Annotated in this window: 17 protein-coding genes, 1 tRNA gene and 1 pseudogene; 3 read left to right on the top strand and 16 right to left on the bottom strand. The window is 70.1% G+C overall.

Translation table 11 applies throughout. The features are described 5' to 3' along the window. From ACLBYE_RS14210 to ACLBYE_RS14175, 8 genes and pseudogenes are all read right to left on the bottom strand, one after another. Positions 1-230 (bottom strand): annotated as a pseudogene (locus ACLBYE_RS14210) (AprI/Inh family metalloprotease inhibitor); the annotation flags it as partial. Positions 231-401: 171 nt separating this feature from the next. Next, positions 402-1,226: a succinate dehydrogenase iron-sulfur subunit gene (locus ACLBYE_RS14205; RefSeq protein ID WP_024831121.1), complete on the bottom strand. Its 825-nt coding sequence runs from the start codon at positions 1,224-1,226 to the stop codon at positions 402-404. Positions 1,227-1,311: 85 nt separating this feature from the next. Further along, positions 1,312-3,129 carry a succinate dehydrogenase flavoprotein subunit gene (gene sdhA / locus ACLBYE_RS14200; protein WP_447694668.1) on the bottom strand — a complete coding sequence of 606 codons (1,818 nt, stop codon included), beginning with the start codon at positions 3,127-3,129 and terminating at the stop codon, positions 1,312-1,314. A gap of 31 nt (positions 3,130-3,160) precedes the next feature. Continuing rightward, entirely contained in the window at positions 3,161-3,580 is a 420-nt protein-coding gene (gene sdhD, locus ACLBYE_RS14195; protein WP_266285010.1) for a succinate dehydrogenase, hydrophobic membrane anchor protein, read from the bottom strand. 10 nt (positions 3,581-3,590) lie between these two features. Beyond that, a complete protein-coding gene (gene sdhC, locus ACLBYE_RS14190; RefSeq protein ID WP_026604731.1) occupies positions 3,591-3,992 on the bottom strand; it encodes a succinate dehydrogenase, cytochrome b556 subunit in 402 nt (133 codons plus the stop codon). Between the two features lie 129 nt (positions 3,993-4,121). Further along, entirely contained in the window at positions 4,122-5,462 is a 1,341-nt protein-coding gene (locus ACLBYE_RS14185) for an SLC13 family permease (RefSeq protein WP_447694667.1), read from the bottom strand. A gap of 355 nt (positions 5,463-5,817) precedes the next feature. Continuing rightward, positions 5,818-6,390, bottom strand: coding sequence for a hypothetical protein (locus ACLBYE_RS14180; RefSeq protein ID WP_447694666.1), 573 nt, complete (start codon positions 6,388-6,390; stop codon positions 5,818-5,820). A gap of 165 nt (positions 6,391-6,555) precedes the next feature. Continuing rightward, positions 6,556-8,049 (bottom strand): AMP nucleosidase, encoded by a 1,494-nt coding sequence (locus tag ACLBYE_RS14175; RefSeq protein ID WP_447694665.1) that lies wholly within the window; start codon positions 8,047-8,049, stop codon positions 6,556-6,558. 125 nt (positions 8,050-8,174) lie between these two features. On the opposite strand from ACLBYE_RS14175, the gene tsaA reads away from it, so the two are divergent. Next, positions 8,175-8,684, top strand: a complete 510-nt coding sequence (gene tsaA, locus ACLBYE_RS14170) for a tRNA (N6-threonylcarbamoyladenosine(37)-N6)-methyltransferase TrmO (protein ID WP_447694669.1) — start codon at positions 8,175-8,177, stop codon at positions 8,682-8,684. Then, positions 8,681-9,373, top strand: coding sequence for an SGNH/GDSL hydrolase family protein (locus ACLBYE_RS14165; protein WP_447694664.1), 693 nt, complete (start codon positions 8,681-8,683; stop codon positions 9,371-9,373). The genes tsaA and ACLBYE_RS14165 overlap by 4 nt, the downstream gene beginning before the upstream one ends. A gap of 129 nt (positions 9,374-9,502) precedes the next feature. On the opposite strand, the gene guaA is transcribed toward ACLBYE_RS14165, so the two are convergent. The 8 genes from guaA to ACLBYE_RS14125 form a co-directional block, all read right to left on the bottom strand. Continuing rightward, positions 9,503-11,059, bottom strand: a complete 1,557-nt coding sequence (gene guaA / locus ACLBYE_RS14160) for a glutamine-hydrolyzing GMP synthase (protein WP_012317458.1) — start codon at positions 11,057-11,059, stop codon at positions 9,503-9,505. Positions 11,060-11,246: 187 nt separating this feature from the next. Next, complete coding sequence (locus ACLBYE_RS14155; RefSeq protein ID WP_447694663.1) at positions 11,247-11,666, bottom strand: hypothetical protein; 420 nt, start codon at positions 11,664-11,666, stop codon at positions 11,247-11,249. Continuing rightward, positions 11,663-12,055 carry a hypothetical protein gene (locus ACLBYE_RS14150; protein ID WP_447694662.1) on the bottom strand — a complete coding sequence of 131 codons (393 nt, stop codon included), beginning with the start codon at positions 12,053-12,055 and terminating at the stop codon, positions 11,663-11,665. The genes ACLBYE_RS14155 and ACLBYE_RS14150 overlap by 4 nt, the downstream gene beginning before the upstream one ends. 239 nt (positions 12,056-12,294) lie before the next feature. Next, positions 12,295-13,662: an NTP/NDP exchange transporter gene (locus tag ACLBYE_RS14145; RefSeq protein ID WP_447694661.1), complete on the bottom strand. Its 1,368-nt coding sequence runs from the start codon at positions 13,660-13,662 to the stop codon at positions 12,295-12,297. A 108-nt stretch (positions 13,663-13,770) separates the two neighbouring features. After that, positions 13,771-14,526 (bottom strand): NADPH-dependent F420 reductase, encoded by a 756-nt coding sequence (locus ACLBYE_RS14140; RefSeq protein ID WP_447694660.1) that lies wholly within the window; start codon positions 14,524-14,526, stop codon positions 13,771-13,773. Then, the gene (locus ACLBYE_RS14135; RefSeq protein WP_447694659.1) at positions 14,516-15,421 is read right to left on the bottom strand and encodes an aldo/keto reductase; all 906 of its coding nucleotides are present in this window, start codon (positions 15,419-15,421) and stop codon (positions 14,516-14,518) included. Before ACLBYE_RS14135 ends, ACLBYE_RS14140 begins: the two co-directional genes overlap by 11 nt. Positions 15,422-15,535: 114 nt before the next feature. After that, positions 15,536-15,874 (bottom strand): hypothetical protein, encoded by a 339-nt coding sequence (locus ACLBYE_RS14130; RefSeq protein ID WP_447694658.1) that lies wholly within the window; start codon positions 15,872-15,874, stop codon positions 15,536-15,538. 75 nt (positions 15,875-15,949) lie between these two features. Further along, on the bottom strand, positions 15,950-16,405 hold the full coding sequence (locus ACLBYE_RS14125) for a CHRD domain-containing protein (protein WP_447694657.1): 456 nt from the start codon (positions 16,403-16,405) through the stop codon (positions 15,950-15,952). Between the two features lie 259 nt (positions 16,406-16,664). Between ACLBYE_RS14125 and ACLBYE_RS14120 the strand changes: the two genes are divergently transcribed. Next, a tRNA-Met gene (locus ACLBYE_RS14120) sits at positions 16,665-16,741 on the top strand. Positions 16,742-16,826: the final 85 nt, after the last annotated feature.

The following is a 16,826-nucleotide window of genomic DNA, read 5'->3' as shown; positions in this document are numbered from 1 at the left end:
GCCGCCTGGGCGCCGGGCGGGGGCGGCGCGTCGGGGCTCGCCGCGACGCCGGGCGGCGGCGCCAGCGGGGCCGCCGTCACCGTGCCCGACGGCATGGCCGGCACGGTGTCCAGGGACGCCTGGGGCGACGGCCCCCGGGTGCGCGGCCCGTCGAGGCGGCTGGAGGCGCAGGCGCCGAGGCTGGCGGCCAGACAGAGAACGGCGAACGTCGACAGGCTCGGGCGCAGCATCGGTCCACTTCGGGTCAGGATTCACGGCGCGGAGGCGCTTCGATCCTGACTCCGTGGCAATTGCGCTGACCGCAAGGCAGCCCTCTCGGCCCGGACCGACTCTGCTGCGGAGAGCCGGCCTTTTCGGCCGGGTGTGGCCCTCAGGCCTCAACACCCGGCACGACTGCGCGATCAGAGCGTGCGCTCGACCATCATCTTCTTGATCTCGGCGATGGCCTTCGCCGGGTTCAGGCTCTTCGGGCAGGTGTTGGCGCAGTTCATGATCGTGTGGCAGCGATACAGGCGGAACGGGTCGTGCAGGCCGTCGAGGCGGTGACCGGTGTTCTCGTCGCGCGAGTCGATCAGCCAGCGATAGGCCTGCAGCAGGGCCGCCGGGCCGAGGAACTTATCGCCGTTCCACCAGTAGCTCGGGCACGACGTGGTGCAGCACGCGCACAGGATGCACTCGTAGAGCCCGTCGAGGCGGGAGCGGTCCTCCGGCGTCTGGCGCCACTCCTTCTCGGGCGCGGGCGTCTCGGTCTGGAGCCAAGGCTCGATGGCGGCGTGCTGGGCGTAGAAGTTCGTCAGGTCCGGCACGAGGTCCTTCAGGACCGGCATGTGCGGCAGCGGGTAGATCCGGATCGCACCGTCCTTGTCCTTGCGGGTCATCACTGGCAGGGCGTTGTCGGGGCTCTTGCACTCGTCGATGCCCATCGTGCAGGCCAGCGCGTTCTGGCCCTCGATGTTCATCGCGCAGGAGCCGCAGATTCCCTCGCGGCAGGAGCGGCGGAAGACCAGCGTCGAGTCGACCTTGTTCTTGATCCACAGCAGCGCGTCGAGGACCATCGGGCCGCAATCCTCGCGGTCGACCTGGTAGGTGTCGATCCGCGGGTTGGCCCCGTCATCCGGGTTCCAGCGGTAGATCTTGAAGGTCTGCAGGTTCCTGGCGCCGGGCGGGGCCGGCCAGGACTTGCCCTGGGTGATCTGGGAATTCTTCGGAAGGTTGAACTGAGCCATGGTTCTCGACGGCTTCCGCTAGAGCAGGACGCGGCGGCCGGAGGGGTGAGGCCCCGCCGCCGCAGTCGTGGTGCAGAGTTGCAGATCAGTACACGCGCGCTTTAGGCTCGATGTACTGGATCTCGTTGGACATCGTGTAGGTGTGGACCGGGCGGTAATCGATAACCACCTGCTGCTGACCCTCGTCGAGCCAGGACAGGGTGTGCTTCATCCAGTCTTTGTCGTCGCGGTCCGGGAAGTCCTCGCGCGCGTGGGCGCCGCGGGACTCCGTGCGGTTGGCGGCCGATTCCATCGTCACCACCGCCTGGCCGATCAGGTTGTCGAATTCCAGGGTCTCCAGGAGGTCGGTGTTCCAGACCAGCGACCGGTCGGTGACCTTCACGTCGGCGGCGGCGTTCCAGACCTTGTGGATCAGGCCCTTGCCCTCCTCCAGCACCTCGCCGGTGCGGAACACGGCGCAGTTGTTCTGCATCGTCTTCTGCATCTCGGCGCGCAACTCCGCGGTCGGCGTCGAGCCGTTGGCGTAGCGGAACCGGTCGAGGCGCTCGAGGGCCTTGTCGGTCGCACCCTTGGGCAGCTCCATGGCCCGGCCGTTCGGCTCGACGATCTCGGCGCAGCGCTTGCCGGCGGCGCGGCCGAAGACCACGAGGTCGATCAGCGAGTTCGAGCCCAGGCGATTGGCGCCGTGGACGGAGACGCAGGCCGCCTCGCCGATCGCCATCAGCCCCGCGACCACCGTGTCGGGGTTGCCGTCGCGCAGCGTCAGCACCTCGCCGTGATAGTTCGTGGGGATGCCGCCCATGTTGTAGTGGACGGTCGGGATGACAGGGATCGGCTCCTTGGTCACGTCGACGCCCGCGAAGATCCGCGCGGATTCCGAGATGCCCGGCAGGCGCTCGTGCAGGATCTTCGGGTCCAGGTGGTCGAGGTGCAGGTAGATGTGGTCCTTGTTCTTGCCGACGCCGCGGCCGTCGCGGATCTCCATGGTCATGGAGCGCGAGACCACGTCGCGCGAGGCGAGGTCCTTCGCCGACGGCGCGTAGCGCTCCATGAAGCGCTCGCCCTCGGAATTGGTGAGGTAGCCGCCCTCGCCGCGGGAGCCCTCGGTGATCAGGCAGCCGGCGCCGTAGATGCCGGTCGGGTGGAACTGCACGAACTCCATGTCCTGCAGCGGCAGGCCGGCGCGCAGCACCATGGCGTTTCCGTCGCCCGTGCAGGTATGGGCGGAGGTCGCCGAGAAGTAGGCGCGGCCGTAGCCGCCGGTCGCCAGGATGGTCATCTGGGCGCGGAAGCGGTGGATCTCGCCGGTGGCCTGATCGAGGGCGATGACGCCGCGGCAGCGGCCCTCGTCGTCCATGATCAAGTCGAGGGCGAAGTACTCGATGAAGAAGTCGGTCTGGTTCTTCACCGCCTGACCGTAGAGGGTGTGCAGCATGGCGTGGCCGGTCCGGTCGGCCGCCGCGCAGGTGCGCTGGGCGGTGCCCTTGCCGTAATCGGTCGTCATGCCGCCGAACGGGCGCTGGTAGATCTTGCCCTCCTCCGTGCGGGAGAACGGCACGCCCCAGTGCTCCAGCTCGTATACGGCGGCGGGCGCGTTGCGCACGAGGTACTCGATGGCGTCCTGGTCGCCGAGCCAGTCCGATCCCTTCACGGTGTCGTACATGTGCCAGCGCCAGTCGTCCGGGCCCATGTTGCCCAGCGAGGCCGAGATGCCGCCCTGCGCCGCCACCGTGTGCGAGCGCGTCGGGAACACCTTGGTGATGCAGGCGGTGCGCAGGCCCGCTTCCGAGCAGCCCACCGTGGCGCGCAGTCCCGCGCCGCCCGCGCCGACGATCACGACGTCGAAGGCGTGATCGTGGATGGTGTAGGCAGGCCCGCTGCCGTTGGTGCCGTTGGCGGCCATGTTCGGCTCCTCGAGATCGATGTTGGCGGGGTCAGGCCGGCTGTCCGAAGCCGATGCGCAGGACCGCGTAGAGGCAGGCGACGGCCACGACGACCGCGTAGGCGTTGTTGGCGAACACCGCCGCGATCTTCGTCGCCGGCGCGTGCACGTAGTCCTCGATGATCACCTGCATGCCGAGGCGCATGTGGACCGTGACCGACAGTAGCGCCAGGATCAGGAGGATCGAGACCAGAGGGGTCGCGACGAGGAGCCGCGCCTCCGCGTAGCCGCGGCCCGCCATCTTGGCGATGATCACCACGAAGCTCAGCATCAGCACGACGTTGGCGACGGCGGTCAGCCGCTGCAGCCACCAGTGCCCGGCGCCGTGATGGGAGACGCCCAGGCCGCGCACGCGGGCGCGCGGCGTGCGGATCGAGACGCGCGTGTCCTGCCGGACCTCTTCCTTAGCCATGTCGTCCTCCTCAGCGGACCAGAAGGGCGACCGCCCAGATGACGAGGGTGAGGGCCACCGAGCCGATCAGCGTCAGCCGGGCCATCGAGAGGCGCTTCTCCCGGTCGAAGCCGACGCCGGTGTCCCAGATCAGGTGCCGGATGCCGCCGAGCATGTGGTGCATCAGGATCCACGTGTAGACGAACAGGATCAGGCGCCCGAAGATCGAGCCGAAGAACCCGGCCACGTAAGAGTAGCCGGCCGGTCCCGAGGCCAGAGCCACGAGCCAGATCGCGACGAGAGCAGTCCCGCCGTAGAGCGCGGTGCCGGTGATGCGGTGGAACACCGACATCGCCATCGTCCAGGTCCAGCGATAGATCTGGAGATGCGGCGACATGGGCTGAGCCACTGTCGGGCGGGCGGTGGGTGCCATCGTGTTGAAGCCTCGCAGCTGCGAACTGGACCGTCTCTAATCTGGTAGCGCTAGAGCCTGAGCGGGCAACCCGCAATCCGTCATGGTGCGGCGCAATGTGCCCTCTGGGACGACACTTTGCCGATTCTGTCACTTCAGCTGCCCCAGGATGCGCCACCACGCGTAGTCGAGGGGCGCAGCCACCAGGAGTGACAGGAAACCGAAGCTCAGGGTGAGCCGGGTCGCGTCCCGGAGACGGACCCGCCCGAGCTCGCTGGCGAACACGATCGGGGGCGCTTGATAGGGGAAGAACAGGGTCGAGTAGCCGATCACCTGCAGCGAGACGACCGCGAAGGGTGACAGCCCGCTCGCCTCCGACATCTCGCCCGCGAGCGCCGTGTACAGGGCCGGGGCGCCGTTGGCGGTGACGAGGAGGGTCAGCACCGTGGCGATGCCGGTGAGCACCGCGAAGTTCTGCGTCGGCGCGTCGTGCGCCAGGGGGGCGACGGTCAACAGCAGATGGCCGAGGCGCTCGCCGAGCCCGGTCTCGTTGACCAGGGCGACGAGGCCGAGCAGCGCCGCGATGTAGAAGCAGGTTCGCAGGTTCACCTGCTGGAACGCCTCCGGCGGCAGGACCCCGATCCGCGGCAGCAGGCAGACGACCGCGGCGGCGAGGCCGACCCAGGCGGGGGCGAGGCCGTGGAGGCTGTCGGTCATCCAGAGGATCAGCGTGCAGGCGAGGATCACCGCGAGGCGCCGCTCGGGCGCGGCGAGCGGGGGAAGGTCCGGCAGGGCCGGAGCGGCGGAGCCGAGGTCGTCCGGGAACAGCCGGACGATGAGGGCGACGAGCAGCACGCCCTTCACCAGCGCCAGGACCGGAGCGTGCAGGAGGAGGTAGGAGAGGTACGACAGGTGCAGGCCGAGCAGGTGCTCGGCCGAGCCGGCCATCACGAGATTCGGGACGTTGGCGGGCAGGATCGCCGCCGACAGGATCGGCGTGGCGAGGCCGACGGCCAGGACCGCACCCGTCCGCCCCGGGCGCCCGGCCGCGAGGCCGAAGGCGTCGCAGAGGGCCAGGGTCACGGGGATCATCAGGGCGATGCGGCCCAGATTCGACGGCATGACGAAGGCGATGAGGAAGCTGAGCATCACCAGCCCGGCGATGAACCGACCGTAGGAGCCCGAGAGCCGCAGGGCGAGGGTCCGCGCCATCCGGGCGCCCAGGCCGGTCCGGGTTATGCCCTGCCCCACCACCATGCCGGACAGGACCAGCCAGAAGGCGGAGGACGAGAAGCCCGAGAACACGGTCGCGGCCGAGCCCAGCCGCAGCAGCATCGCCAGTCCGAAGAAGGCGAGTGCCGTGACGATCTCGGGCAGCAGCGCGGTCGCCCACAGGCCCATGCAGAGCACGAGCAGCGCCGCCGTCGCCGCAACCAGTCCCTCGCCGCCCACCGCGATCGTCTCCGCCCCACGCCACGCCGGAGGCGGCATCCTCATCCAATTGGAACGGTTCGCAATTCGGGAGATGTTGAGCAAGCCTTCGTGAGCCGCGAAGGCTGCGGACGCTTCCGGCTTCGTCGGCGGCGACTGCCCCCGTCACCTGCAGATCGCGCGGCGGAGGCCGGGCGCCGGGGACGCCGACCCTGACAAGTGCGGCACAGACCTGGGTTCCAGGTCTGCGTCTCGCCGCCGATGCTCGCGAAGGCCGGCGCCGATCGACGTGCCGCCACGTTGCCTCGTGACGCGACTGGCGCCAGAGGGCCCGAACGGGAACGCCCGGCCTGCAGGGCCGGGCGCGGACGCGTCGCTGGGCGGGAGCGCGGGCACGGCGCCCGCGCCTCCAGACTCAGTAGCCGTAGCCGTAATAGCTGTTGCAGGCAGCCGGGTCGTAGGCGCCGTAGCCGTAATTGTAGTTGCAGTTGTCATAGCCGTAGTCGAGACCGCCCAGGCCGTAACCGACGCCGAGGCCGAGCCCGAGGCCGGCGAGCCCGTAGCCGACACCGCGGCCGTAGCGGTGGCCGTAATAGCCGCGGTTGACGAAGCCACGACCGGCGATCCCGCGATTTCCGATCCCGCCGAACCGGCCAGCCTGGTTATATCCGCCGGTGCGCAGGCCGCCGGTCCGGACGCCGCCGACGCCGGCCGCTCCGAGCCCGGCGCCGCGGAAGCCGCCGCCCAGTCCGCCGACCCGCGCCCCGCCGACGCCCCCGTTCTGGAAGGCGCCACCGCCGAAGCCGCCGTTCCGGAACGATCCGCCGCCGACACTGCCGCCGCGGAAGCCGCCGCCGAAACCGCCACCGTGGAATCCGCCCCCGCCGAAGCCGCCGCCGTGGAAGCCACCGCCGCCGAAGCCGCGAGCATCGGCGCCGCTCGGCGCGAAAGCGACGGCCGCCAAGAGGGCGGTTGAAACGAGTGCCATACGATTCATGGGAAAGCTCAGCTTGATGTGTGGTGTCTTAACCACTCAACACTGCTCGCAACGGCTGTATCCAAGCTTGAGTATTGTTGACGGCGTGGCAGTCGGTCGCTGAGACACGGCGCTGCCCGGCGCGGGCCTGAGCCTCTTCACAGGCTTCGCGGACCCTTACCGGAAAGGCGGTTCGTCGAAGCTTCGCAGCTTGCGGGAGTGAAGACCCTGCCGGTCGGCCCGGAGGACGTCGAGGGCCGCCAGTCCGACCCGGAGATGCTCCGATACCGCCCGATCGTAGAAGGCGTTGGCGGCGCCCGGCAGCTTGATCTCGCCGTGGAGCGGCTTGTCGGAGACGCAGAGCAGCGCGCCGTAGGGTACGCGCAGGCGGAAGCCCTGGGCGGCGACGGTGCCGCTCTCCATGTCCACTGCCACCGCGCGGGACTGGTTGATCCGACGCCGCTCCTGGCTGAAGCGCAGCTCCCAGTTGCGGTCGTCGTAGGTCACGACCGTGCCGGTGCGCAGGCGCCGCTTGAGCGCGTCGGCCTGCTCGCCCGTCACCGCGGCGGCAGCGTCCTGAAGGGCGACCTGCACCTCGGCGAGGGCCGGCACCGGCACGTCCGGCGGGACGAGCTCGTCGAGGATCCGGTCGCGGCGGAGATAGGCGTGCGCCAGCACGTAGTCTCCGATCGTCTGGGACTGACGAAGGCCGCCGCAATGGCCGACCATCAGCCAGCAATCCGGGCGCAGGACCGCCAAGTGGTCGGTGATCGTCTTCGCGTTCGAGGGGCCGACCCCGATATTGACCAGCGTCGTGCCCTGCTGGGTCCCGTCGGAATCGCGCGCCACCAAGTGGTAGGCCGGCATCTGGTGGCGATGCCAGGGCGAGGCGGCGATCACCGCGGCCGGGTCGGCATCGGCTGCCTCGGCGCGTGTCACGGACACGCCGCCCGGCAGGACGAGCCGCTCGAACCCCTCCGCGCCCGAGGCGAGCCGCTCCAGGCCGTGGCGGACGAACTGGTCGACGTAGCGGTGATAGTTGGTGAGCAGGATCCAGGGCTGGACGTCGCGCCAGTCGCAGCCGGTGTAATGGACGAGGCGCCGGAGCGAGTAATCGACCCGCACCGCGTCGAACAGCGCGAGGGGCAGCGGCTCGCCAGGGATCTGGTCGAACAGCCCGTCCGCGATCTCGTCGCCCACGAGCGACAGGAGCGGCACCGGGAAGTAGGTGGCGAGGTCCGCGCCGTCGACGGTCCGCCCGCGCGCGTCCAGCCCGGCCTCCAGCACGTAGGGATAGGGGATCTCCTGCGCGCTGAGACCGACCTCGAGGGCGATGCCGTAGTCGGCGATCAGCGGCTCCAGCTGGCGGGTCAGGTAGGTCCGGAAGAGTCCCGGATGCGTGACCGTGGTGGCGTAGGTGCCGGCGGCCTGGAGCTTGGCGGTGGCGCGCCGGACCCGGGGCAGCGGCCCGTCCGGGCGGTAGCTGATCCGCAGCTCCGGATAGCGGAAGGCGAGCCGCTCCGTGGCGTCCGGCGGCGGCCCGCCGGCGAGGTAGCGCTCAAGCGCGGTCCGCAGGGCGCCGGCCGCGTCGTCGTAGAGCTCGACCAGCCGGTCGATGGCGGTCGCGGCATCCGCCACCGCCTGCATCGGCCGCAATTCCCGCTCGATCATGTCGCCTCCGATCCTGCTGCCGGATCTACACCCCGCGCCATCCGGGGGCGAGATGCGGGGTTGCGGGCCGCGGACACATGGCCGACAAGCCGGCCGGCGCGGAGCGCGGCGGCGAGGACGCGGGCATGGACACGGGGCTGGACGCGGGCGAGTTCGGGACTCGTCCCGGTGAAGAGAGGGCTGCCCTGCCCGCGACCTTTGACGCGGGTCTCCACTTCATTGGCCGGCTGCGCACGCCCTGGCAGGCGCGGTCCGACTGTCCGAAGAACGGCCTGCAGGCCGACGCGATGTGCACCGTCGAGGTCGATCCGGCCTACGCCCCCGGCCTGCGCAACGTCACGGGCTGCACGCACCTGATCCTCCTCTACTGGATGGACCGGGCGACCCGCAGCCTCGTGATCCAGCGGCCGCGCCACGCCGACGGCCCCAGGGGCACGTTCTCCCTGCGCTCGCCCGCCCGTCCCAACCCGATCGCCCTGTCGGTCGTGGAACTGCTCGGCCGCGACGGCGACACCCTCCGCGTGCGCGGGCTCGACTGCCTCGACGGCACACCGCTCCTCGACATCAAGCCCTACTACGCCTCGACGGACGCGCGGCCCGACGCCCGGGTCGACCGGGCCGGGGCCGAGCCGTGAAGCGCGTCGTTCTCCTCGTTCTCGGCGGGCTCGCCTCCCTGGCGATCGGCGGCTTCGTCGGGTGGCGCCTGCACCGGCCGGGGGCCGACGCGCGGGCCTACGCCGAGATGCGCCTGATCGCCGTGCAGGTCAGCCTCGACGAGGCACCGCCGGACTACGTGTTCTGGGCCGGCGATTCCCAGGTGGAGCTGCAGCCCGGGAGCCAGCGGCCCTGCGGGCTCGACTTCCTCAATGGCGGGATCAGCGGCGCGACCGCGGGCAGCTACGCGGACTACCTCGCGCGCCTGACCTTCAAGGTGCATCCCCGGCTCGCGGTCCTGACCATCGGGACCAACGACATCCTGGTAAAGAACACCCCGCAGCTGCACAAACCGACGGAGCAGTTCGAGGCCGCCGCCGAGACGATCGTCAAGCGGCTGCAGACCCTCAGCCCGCGCGTCGTGGTGACCGCCCTCCCCCCGGTCGGTCGCGAGATCGGCAAGCTCGTCGATGCCGGCGCGGTCGCGGATTACTCGCGCCGGTTGCAGAACCTCTGCGGGCGGCTCGGCTGCGTCTTCACGGACCCGTTCGCCGCCCTGCGCGACGGCGATACGGGCTACGCCAAGCCCGGCGCCCTGCGCGACGGGCTGCATCTCGCGGCGTTCCGGCCGGCGCTGAAGGCGGTCGAGCCGGCGCTCTGCACCCCGTGAGGGCCGGCGCCGCGTCGTTGCGAGCGCAGCGAAGCCATCCCGGATCGCGCCGCGGATCGAAGCGTCACGCTGCCCCGGGTCGCTTCGCTCCGCTCGCGATGACGGCGCGGGATCGGGCCGGACGCCGGTTCACTCCCACTCGATCGTGCCGGGCGGCTTCGACGTGATGTCGTAGGTCACCCGGTTGATGCCCTTCACCTCGTTGATGATCCGGGTCGCGACCCGGCCCAGGAACGCCATGTCGAACGGGTAGAAGTCGGCGGTCATGCCGTCGACCGAGGTGACGGCGCGCAGCGCGCAGACGTGGTCGTAGGTGCGCCCGTCGCCCATCACGCCGACGGTCTTCACCGGCAGGATCACCGCGAAGGCCTGCCAGATCGTGTCGTAGAGGCCGGCCTGCCGGATCTCGTCGAGGTAGATCGCGTCGGCCTTGCGCAGGGCTTCCAGCTTCTCGCCCGTGATGGTGCCGGGGCAGCGGATCGCCAAGCCCGGGCCCGGGAACGGGTGGCGGCCGACGAAGCCCTCGGGCAGGCCGAGTTCCTTGCCGAGCACCCGGACCTCGTCCTTGAAGAGCTCGCGCAGCGGCTCCACGAGCTTCATGTTCATGCGCTCGGGCAGGCCGCCGACATTGTGGTGGCTCTTGATCGTCACCGACGGGCCGCCGGTGAACGACACGCTCTCGATCACGTCCGGGTACAGCGTGCCCTGCGCGAGGAACTTCGCCCCGCCGATCTTCTTCGATTCAGCCTCGAACACGTCGATGAACAGGCGGCCGATCGTCTTGCGCTTGATTTCCGGGTCGCTGACGCCCTCCAGAGCCGCGAGGAACATCCCCGACGCCTCCACGTGGACCAGCGGGATGTTGTAGTGGTCGCGGAACAAAGCCACGACCTGCTCGGCCTCGCCGAGGCGCAGGAGCCCGTGGTCGACGAACACGCAGGTCAGCTGATCGCCGATCGCCTCGTGGATCAGCACCGCCGCCACGGCCGAATCGACGCCGCCCGACAGACCGCAGATCACCTTCTCGGAGCCGACCTGCTCGCGGATCTTGGCGATGGCCTCCTCGCGGTAGGCGCCCATGGTCCAGTCGCCCGAGCAGCCCGCGACATCGCGCACGAAGTTGCGGATCAGCAGGGCGCCGTGGGGCGTGTGCGCCACCTCCGGGTGGAACTGGACCGCGTAGTAATTGCGGGCCTCGTCGGCCACCGCCGCGAAGGGGGCATTCCGAGAGATCGCCACGGTGGTGAAGCCGTCCGGCAGCTTGGTGACGCGGTCACCGTGGCTCATCCAGACCGGGTACTTCTCCCCCTTGTGCCAGACGCCCTTGAACAGCGGGCAGTCGGCCAGGATCTCGACCTCGGCGCGGCCGAACTCCGCGTGATGGCCGCCCTCGACGGCGCCGCCGAGCTGGGCCGCCATGGTCTGCTGGCCGTAGCAGATGCCGAAGACCGGGACGCCCGAATCGAACACAAGCTGGGGCGCGCGGGGCGAGGCCTCGACGGTCACCGATTCGGGGCCGCCGGAGAGGATCACGCCCTTGGGCTTCTGCTCGCGGAACGCGGCCTCGGCCTTCGTGAAGGGCACGATCTCGCAGTAGACGCCCTCCTCGCGCACCCGGCGGGCGATGAGCTGCGTCACCTGAGAGCCGAAATCGACGATCAGGATCTTGTCGTGGTCGGTGTTCATCGCGGGCGATTATCCGAAGCCCGCGGCGCGTGCAACGCACAAGTCCGGATTGTCCGGCCTTCCGACGCGCCGTCACCGACGGAATGCCGGACCCGGCCGTTCGATCCCGCGCGTCGCCGTCGCCCCGTCGGTGCCGGCGCGACGAGCCGCACGCGGCGGTCTTGGCTGGCCCGACGCGCGCCAGTTCTCAGTCGAAGTTGCGGACCTTAACCGAGCCGCCGAGGCTGATCGCGGGCTTCGCAGCGGCGCCGGCGAGGCTCACCTTCTTCTGGCCGGGCGGGGTCTTGGCGCGCAGCTGCGGGGCGGGCTCGGGCGTCGGTCGAGACGGCTTCAGGTGCGCCTGGCCGTGGATCACCGAGCCGATCTCCCCCGCCACGCGGATCAGGTCGTCGCGCTCGCAGGAGCGGGCGACCTTCAGCCCGAGCTTGTGCATGTGGCTCTTGCCGTAGAGGTAGGCGGCGAGCTGCGCGCGCTTCAGCGGCGGGATCTGCTCCAGGATCAGCGGCAGGTCGAAGTCGTCGGCCCGGTACACGGAGCCCAGAACCTCGAGGGTCACCGGGCAATCGACTTCGGGCTCGGCGCCGCTGGTCGGATGCGCTTGCGTCATGGATGCCTCTCGGAGGTCGATGGATCGGGACCGGGCTCGGATGCCCCGGAGCCGGGGTCGAGTTCAACCCCTATCGGAACGGTGAGGTTCGCAATCCTGTCCTGCGCGAGCGCAGGCGTCGGTTGCGGGGCCGGCTCGGGCTTCCAGGCGCCCAGGCAGCCGGTGCAGACCGATTCGATCACCGCGCGGGCGTGGGCCTGCCGGCGAGCCCAGAGCATCTCCCGGGCGAGGCGCGCCGCCTCGGCGTCCGGCAGCGGGCGGATGCGGATGTAGAGCGGCTCCTGCGCGGCGACGGGCGCCGGTGCCAGGGCGAGGAGCCCGAGCACCGCCAACGCGGGATCGGCGGCGCGCCGCCGGCGTCGCGGCGCCGACCATGCAGGTCCCGCCATGTCACTCTCCCGCCCGGAACGAGCGCGATACCTCTCCCGTCAGGGTAAACCGCCTCTTAACGGCCGCCGCGGCCGCGCGGAACTTCACATCGGGACGCCGGTAGAACCAGGGGGGACCGAGCGGGAGACGGCTTGATGCCTCAGATGTTCGACTGGATCTTCTTCGCGATCATGCTGCCGTTCCCGGCCTACCTGGTCTGGGACTTCATGCGGCATCGATAGGCGGGGCGAAACGGCGCTCACCCGCCGGGCGAAGCGGCCGCGCGGTCGACCGGCGCGGTCCGTTCGGGCTCGATGCCCGGCTCCGCCGCCTGCTCGGCCCGCCTCCGCTCCTGCGCGCGCCCGAGCCAGACGCTGTTCACGAGCCACGCCATCGACAGAGGGATCGCGGCGCCGGCCACGCTGGCGCTGCCGAGCCCCATGCCCTGGATGCCGGTGAACGACCACGCGCCGACCTGATCGCCCAGCCGGTAGACCACCGTGTCGATGAAGCTCTTGGCCTTGTAGCGGTCTTCCCGGGGAACGACGGTGAACAGCACCTCGCGCACCGGCCGGGCGATCGCGAAGTTGCCGGCCCGGCGGAGCACCTGGAACGCCACGATGACGCCGATCGTCGGCCATAGGGCGAGCGCCGCGAAGCCGAGGATGCTGAAGGCCGGGAGGATCGCCAGCGTCAGGGCGACGCCGATATGGTTCACGATCCGGCCCGTGAGGAACAGCTGGATGCCCAGCGTGAGGACGTTCACCGCGAGGTCGACGCTGGCGAAGAACGCCGTCTGCGCGCCGCGATCCGGGAAGCTCCGCTTCGCGATGCCCGCCTGCTCGAAGTACAGGAATGTCGAGGTCACCGAGAACAGCAGCAGGAACAGCGAGATGTTGAGCAGGTAGGGCGACGCGAGGGTCCGGGTGATGCCGGCGAGCACGCTGCCGCCGATCGTCCGGTCCTGACCGTCCTCGGGGCCCCCGTTCCGGCCCGGTACCTCATGGAGCTGCGTCGACAGCGCCGCGAGCCCGCGCATGCAGAACACTGCGACCTCGAGGAGCACCACCGCGCAGAGCATCAGGCCCCAGGTCGGGACGTTCTTGGCCAGGATCGCGGTGGTTGCCGAGCCCGCGATGGCGCCGAGCGTCGCGCCGGCCGCGATGAATCCGAACAGCCGCTTGCCCTGGGCGTTCGAGAACACGTCGACGATCGTCGCCCAGAAGATCGAGACCACGAAGAGGTTGAAGATCGACAGCCAGACGAAGAACACCCGGCCGATCCACACGCCCCACTCCGCGGGCGCGAGGTAGAGCGTCAGCGCGAAGGCCAGGATGTTGGCCGCGAAGAACCGATAGGTGATCGGCACGAACCGCGCCCGCGGCATCCGCTTCACCAAGTAGGCGAAGGGCAGGTTGAGGGCGAGCATCCCCACGAGGGTGGCGGTGAACAGCCAGGGCAGGTTCTCGATGCCGCCGGCGACGCCCATCTGGTCCCGGATCGGGCGCAGGACGTAGTAGGCGGCCAAGATCGAGAAGATGTAGGCCCACGACCAGGCCAGCGCCCGGCCCTCGCCGGGCTGAACGTCGATCAGGCGCGCGAGCGTGCCGCGGGCGGGTTCAGGCATGGGCCGATCTCACCGGAATGGGCTTCTTCCCCGGACGGGCCTCCCTCGGGGAAGGCTCGGTCGAACCCCTCGCCGGTGCGGAGCGCGGCGAAGGGTCGGGCGACGCGCCTACTTCGCCAGTCCGAGTTTCTCGCGCATCTCCGGCGCGGTCACGTCGTGACCGAAGCCCGGGCTGCCCATGGCGAACTTGTCGGCATCCTTGAGCGGGCCGACGACCACCGGGTCGAAGCCGGCGTCGCGGACAAGGCCCTCGGCGACCTTCAGCGCCTCCGGGTCGTCCCCGGCGATCGGGATCGCCATCCGCCCGCCCGCACGATCCTTGCCGCCGTCCGCGCCCTCCTTGGCGAAGACCTTGTAATTGGCCGCGTTGAAGGCGCGCACGATCTTGGCACCGGGGAAATACTTGGCCGAGGTCGCGCCGATCCCGCTGGCCTGGACCTCGTCGTAGAGGGCCCCGTCGCGCTTCTGCGTGGCGTTGCCGGCGTCGAGGACGACCTTGCCCTCGAGGGACGGGCCGATCTCCTTCGCGAGGTCCGGATAGGCCTTGTAGGGGACGGCGATGAACACGGCGTCGCCGAACTTGATCGCCTCCTCGGGTGTGCCGGCCTTGGCCTTGGGCCCGAGCTCCGAGACCATCGCGGCGAGCTGCTCAGGGTGGCGGGAGGCGAACATGACCTCGTGGCCGTCCTTGACCCAGAGCGTCCCGATCGTGCCGCCGATGTTCCCGGCGCCGATCACGCCGATCCGGATCTTCTTCGCGCCGTCCTGGGCCGAGGCGGGCACGGCCGCGGGAAGAGCGGCGGCCAAGGCGAGGCCGGCCGCGAGGGCGAGCGCCGCGCGGCGCGAGGTGAGATCAGACCGCATCGATGAACGTCTCCATCTGCTTGCGCTGCGCCGCGTCGGGCAGCTTGCCCCGCGCGGCCGCGAGGTTGTCCTCGACATAGGCGGCCTTCGCCATGCCGGGGATCGGGCAGGTCACGGCCGGGTTGCCGAGCACGTATTTCAGGAAGAACTGCGGCCAGCTCGCGCAGCCGAGATCCTTGGCGACCGCCGGCAATTCCTTGCCCTGGACCGCCTTGAACAGGCGATCGCGGCCGAACGGCACGTTGGTCATCACCGCCACGCCGCGATCCGCGGCCAGTGGAAGCACGCGCTCCGCGGCGGCACGGTTGTCGATGGCGTAGTTCACCTGGATGAAGTCGAGGCTCTCGCGCTTCATGACGGCCTCCAGGGCGTCGAGCTGGTTGTCGCGCCAGACCGTGACGCCGACGTACCGGACGCGCTTCTGCGCCTTCAGATCGCGCAGGACCGCCAGATTTGCGGTCACGTCGATCAGGTTGTGGACCGCCACCAGGTCGAGGGTGTCGACCTTCATGCGCTTCAGCGATCGGTCGAACTCCGCGAGCGTCGCGTCGCGGCCGGTCGTGTCGACCTTGCTCGCGAGGAAGATCTTCTGGCGCAGGCCGGGCTCCGCCAGGATCAAGCCGAGGACGTCCTCGGCGGTCCCGTAGCTCGGGGCCGTGTCGATCACCGATCCGCCGAGGGCGACGAAGGTCTTCACCGCCTCCTTCAGGGGCGCCACCGCCTCGGGCGTCGGCTCGACCTCGTAGCGCCGGGACGTGCCGATCCCGATGGCCGGGAGCATCTCGCCGGTGGAGGGTATCGGGCGGCGGATCAGCGGCTCGGCCGCCGCGGCGAGGCGGCCGGCGAGCGGGGCGAAAGCGGCTGCGGCGATGACGGCGCGACGGGATACGGGCATGGCCGGCCTCCGACGGATTCAGGACCCGCCGGGAGATAGGGCGCGCCCGCTGTCTGTGTATTCTTAATTCTCACGCTTCCGCGAGCGATGCGCGCCGCACCTGCGGGGCTCGGGCTAATCTTCCTCGGGCGGGTCCTCGAATTCCGCGCCCTCGGTGTCGGGGGCGATGCGGAACCGGTACTCGTCGATCGCCAGGAACGCCCGGTGGGCGACCTGCGGGTCGATCCCGTCGCGGACGACCAAGGTCTGGAAGTCGATGAACAGGCGCGCGACGCGGGCCTCCTCCGAAAGGGTGGCCAGGGCGGACGAGCTCGCGCCGGCGCGCATCATGTAGCGCTTGGCCTCTCCGGCCGCGTCGGGCGCGGGCAGGACGACGACCTGCCCGGCGGTTTCCGGCTTCAGTTCCGCCCAGCGGACGGGCGTCCAGGCGATGATGGCGTCGGTGTGCTTCATCGAAGGCTCCGGCAGGTGGACGGGGATCCGCCTACCGGGCGCGGCCGGGAAGGTCGAGGCTCCCGGCGTTGCGGATCAGGGTGCGCGCTCCATCTGGCCGCGGATCTCGCCCTTGGGGTTCGCGGCGGTGTGGAGGTTGAAGTAGACCTTCCCCGCCTCGAGATCGGCGGCCTTGGCGTCGTCGAGAGTCGCCTCGCCGGTGAAGGGGCTGCTCGGCGCCGTCACCGGCACGAGCACGCCGGCATTCTCGCCCGCCTTGGCCGGCCCGTGGAAATGGGCGGCCGTGACCGGCCCGGTGAGGCCGCTGTACTGGCCCGACCAGCTCAGGCGCTTGGTGGCGGGATCGAAGGTCGCGGTGATCTCGCCCTTGCCGGAGGACGCGGTTGCCGGGACCTCGCTGCCGCCGGTGAGCGCCGCGCGGTAAGTGACGTCCTTGCCCGCCGCGAATGCCGGACCCGTGGCGAGCGGCACCCCGAGGACGAGAAGGGCGGCGAGGCTGGTGGTCCAGCGATGGCTCTTGCGCGCTGTCATCGAACGCTCCGCGATCTGACGAGCCGTCGAGCGGCCCGTGCGGAACCTAGCGGGCCGGGACGGGTCGGACATGGCGAACCGGCTGTCGCCGAGCAATTCTCGGTGACAGCCAAGCGTTTCCCTTCCGCGCGCGACGGCACGCGGACTGCCTGACCTCCGGAGGCGCGATTTGCTCACGCGGAGACGTTGACACGGAGCGCCCGCTCTTCCTATACCGCCGCCACTGCACGCATCGTCTCGATGGACGGTCGCGGCTCGTGGCGGGGTAGCTCAGCTGGTTAGAGCAGAGGAATCATAATCCTTGTGTCGGGGGTTCAAATCCCTCCCTCGCTACCAACAGTTTCAATTATTTTCGGCTAGAAATCCAAGTCTCATTTGGGCGTGCCGGCCTCTGTGTCGGATCTGGGTCGCAGCCGGAACG

The sequence above is a fragment of the Methylobacterium sp. A52T genome, from assembly GCF_053346095.1.
The sequence above is the reverse complement of the archived record's forward strand: the minus strand, read 5'-3'. Positions and strand labels throughout refer to the sequence as shown.